Raw genomic sequence first — 3,064 nt, 5'->3', positions numbered from 1 at the left:
CACAAAGATATATTGAGTTAAATCATTCTGTTAAAAAAAGGGCTTAACTGTTTACCTCATAATTTGTTGCATGTTCACAACAGCGACTTACACTTCAAAATAGCCTCGTGCTTGCTCAACTTCTCCTGATGCATCACAAAATCAATCACATCTATAGGCTTTCCGTGCGCCTCGCAATTGCTGCTAAAACAAAATACCGTGTCCGACTTTGGGTACACCTCCATACTCGGCTTGGTGTCATTGTGAAAAGGACAACACATGCGATTGTTTCCGTTGACGCTTAAGCCGTAGTAGGCTAAGACGGTGGTGATGGAGAGGTTTTGTTTGATTTCTGGAATTGTCATAAGAAAAATTATTTATCGTATTAGCATATTTTTTATTAGCCGCTAAGGTAAATAATAATTTTCCTTATTAGCAAATATAAACTCGCACAATTAACCCCAAAGGATGAAAAAATTGCTTTAACAAACCTTTTTAGCTAATTTTAAATAAAATTTAGTACTATGAATCAACTTAGTAACATCGGAGCAAACATTAAAGCATACAGAAAAGCAAACAAGTTATCACAAGGACAATTAGCTGAAAAACTAGGCGTTCACCTTACTCATATTAGTAGAATAGAGAATGGAAAGTATAAACCATCAATTGATGACCTTATAAAATTATCAAGTATTTTTGAGGTGTCAATAGACGACATTGTGAAAGGTAAAACAGACGAGAAACACATAGAAGATGATTTGCAAAAAACACCTCTTTATGAAAAAATAAAAATGATTGAGGAATTAGCAGAACGAGACAAGAGCACCATATTAAACGTAATCGATTCTATGCTTACCAAGAAAAAATTTAAAGACTTTTTAGAACAACAATTTACTTCTTAATCTTCTTCGCCTAATGAGCCAACCACAAAACGACTCCCCTTTTTTAGACGCAAAGTTAATTATCATTGCGAGGTCAAAACAAAAACTAGGGCTTAATATGTGTACAGAAATAAATTTTTTGTACCAAGAAGTACTCAACATCCCTAATATTGAACACAATATAAAAGCACTCGTTCCAACATTCGTCCCTTATACCAGCTTTACATACTCAGCCGAAGTAGTGTCTGAAAAAGGCATGCACATACATCAATATAATGGAACAGTGTAAACACCAATTCATAAGAAACAAAAAGCCCCATACTAAAAATTAGTACAGGGCTATGTTTACTTTTTCTTGCTTATGACAATTCAAGAAATAAAGTACAAATATAACTACAAAAACCCACTTATACAACTCATAACTACCTCTTTTTCAAGTCATAGCAAATAAAACCCGTCCCCTATTTTCAAGGCATTAGCCACCATCTTTCAGAAGTTATAAAACCTTTCCCTATAGGATTCGATACCATTCCCCTATAAGGATTGATACCGTTACCCTATAGGACTAGACACCATTTCCTTATAGGGTTATTTTTCAGAAGAAATAAAAAAAGCCCAAACCATTTTTACATGATTTGGGCTAGTACTTGGGAGTTAGTTACTTTCTGATTGCGTCAAATGGAAAACAGAATTTCATCGTGTTTTAAGTGCATATTAGATATTCTATCTTCTATGTCCCAGGTATTTTTTCCAATGCTATATCCTCCAGCAACAATATGATAAATATTTTGTTCCGATTTAATTTCAAAGACTTTGTATTTATGTTCTTTCACATAACGCTTAAATTTTTCAGGAATATTGTCTTTAACTTCACCAAGCTCAATACCAGATAATATATTTGGAATATCTAAATAGGCTACAGCAAAAAACTCTATATCTATATTATGACTTTCTTCCTCAGAGAAGCCAACGACGTCCTTATACTTCATTGGGCTTCTTAATATTAAAAAACTATGACTAACAGTATAACCCCAAATTTTAAATTGTCTTTTATAAATCTTTTTCATAATGTTAAAATGGCTTTGGAACAACTTCATAACTTCCGTTATCCAAAACTCGATAAAAGGTTGTTCTATCTAATGCTCCAGGTGTATTATAAATAGTATGCAACTCCCAATTAGTTATATTTCTATAAGTAACTGGTTGTGATGGATCAAACTTAGAATAGCGATATCTTGAAAATCCTGTTAAATTAAAATGTAACTTATTATCACTATTTTTAATTACAGATAGTATTTTATCTTGTTGAAAGCCAGTAGAAAAATCTTTATATGTTTTAAAACCTTTATTTGAGGCAAAGTTGAACAAATCATCTCCTAAACCTAATGCAATATCATCTCCTGCACCCTTCCCTTTAACTAAAGAAAGCTCTTTCATTGTAAGCTCCCTAGAAGGTCCATAAAAAGGTGAAGTAACTCCTTTAGCTCCCTTAACTCCTCTTACAGCTCTCACAAACTGTCCAGGTAGTCCTCCTCCCTCAATGACTCCCATAGGAATAGACATCAAGTTATGCGCAGCCCCATAATGCTCTAGAACACCCTCAGCCATTTTAGCCTTAGCTTTGTTCTTTCTCACAAAATCCATCTTTTGGCGGGCACTCTCTGGGACATGGTCTACATACCCCTGATCCTTAGATTGCTTTTTGCTACGAGCATAATCTCGCGCCCCTTCTATAGCTTTTCTACCACCGGAGGTAAGATAATCTATTGTATAATTACCAATTGCAGTTATTACATTACCACCACTTAACTCTAAATGATCAGAAAACTTTAATGCTTCCAACCCGTCCAAATCTACCGCCCAAATCGGCGTATTACTCGCAAACTGATAAGGCGTCAGCTCTGGGTACTGAGGACTCAAAGGATCAACACTCAAGAACTTTCCAATCGCGGGATTGTATAACCTAAATCCATAATCTTGAATCAGTTTCCCCCACTCCTGGTCATTCTCTTTACCATTAAAACCATAACGGTAACTTCCAAAATCAGTCTTATTCAGAGCAATTCCGGTAACTTCCAACGAACTTCCGATATTCGGCGTTGGATCATTCAAATGAAATAAAATACGGGTAGTGTCGCCAGTAGCTAAGTAGCGAAGTTTGAAGTTTCCGTTGGCGGTGTAAACTTCTTCTTTAATGATTTGAT

General features: G+C 35.1%; 5 protein-coding genes. 2 read left to right on the top strand and 3 right to left on the bottom strand.

Annotated elements, in window-relative coordinates; translation table 11 throughout:
* Positions 1-74 precede the first annotated feature (74 nt).
* A complete protein-coding gene (locus Q0954_RS33455) occupies positions 75-344 on the bottom strand; it encodes a CHC2 zinc finger domain-containing protein (protein WP_299466270.1) in 270 nt (89 codons plus the stop codon).
* A 159-nt stretch (positions 345-503) separates the two neighbouring features.
* On the opposite strand from Q0954_RS33455, the gene Q0954_RS33450 reads away from it, so the two are divergent.
* On the top strand, positions 504-881 hold the full coding sequence (locus Q0954_RS33450) for a helix-turn-helix transcriptional regulator (RefSeq protein WP_299466267.1): 378 nt from the start codon (positions 504-506) through the stop codon (positions 879-881).
* A 97-nt stretch (positions 882-978) separates the two neighbouring features.
* Positions 979-1,149 carry a hypothetical protein gene (locus Q0954_RS33445; RefSeq protein WP_299466264.1) on the top strand — a complete coding sequence of 57 codons (171 nt, stop codon included), beginning with the start codon at positions 979-981 and terminating at the stop codon, positions 1,147-1,149.
* Positions 1,150-1,534: 385 nt separating this feature from the next.
* Here Q0954_RS33445 and Q0954_RS33440 read toward each other — a convergent pair whose 3' ends face one another.
* Positions 1,535-1,927: a hypothetical protein gene (locus Q0954_RS33440; protein WP_299466261.1), complete on the bottom strand. Its 393-nt coding sequence runs from the start codon at positions 1,925-1,927 to the stop codon at positions 1,535-1,537.
* Between the two features lie 4 nt (positions 1,928-1,931).
* A partial coding sequence (locus Q0954_RS33435; protein WP_299466258.1) for an RHS repeat-associated core domain-containing protein occupies positions 1,932-3,064 on the bottom strand: 1,133 nt, incomplete at its 5' end.

The organism is uncultured Microscilla sp. (assembly GCF_947493425.1).
Taxonomy (GTDB): domain Bacteria; phylum Bacteroidota; class Bacteroidia; order Cytophagales; family Microscillaceae; genus Microscilla.
The sequence above is the reverse complement of the archived record's forward strand: the minus strand, read 5'-3'. Positions and strand labels throughout refer to the sequence as shown.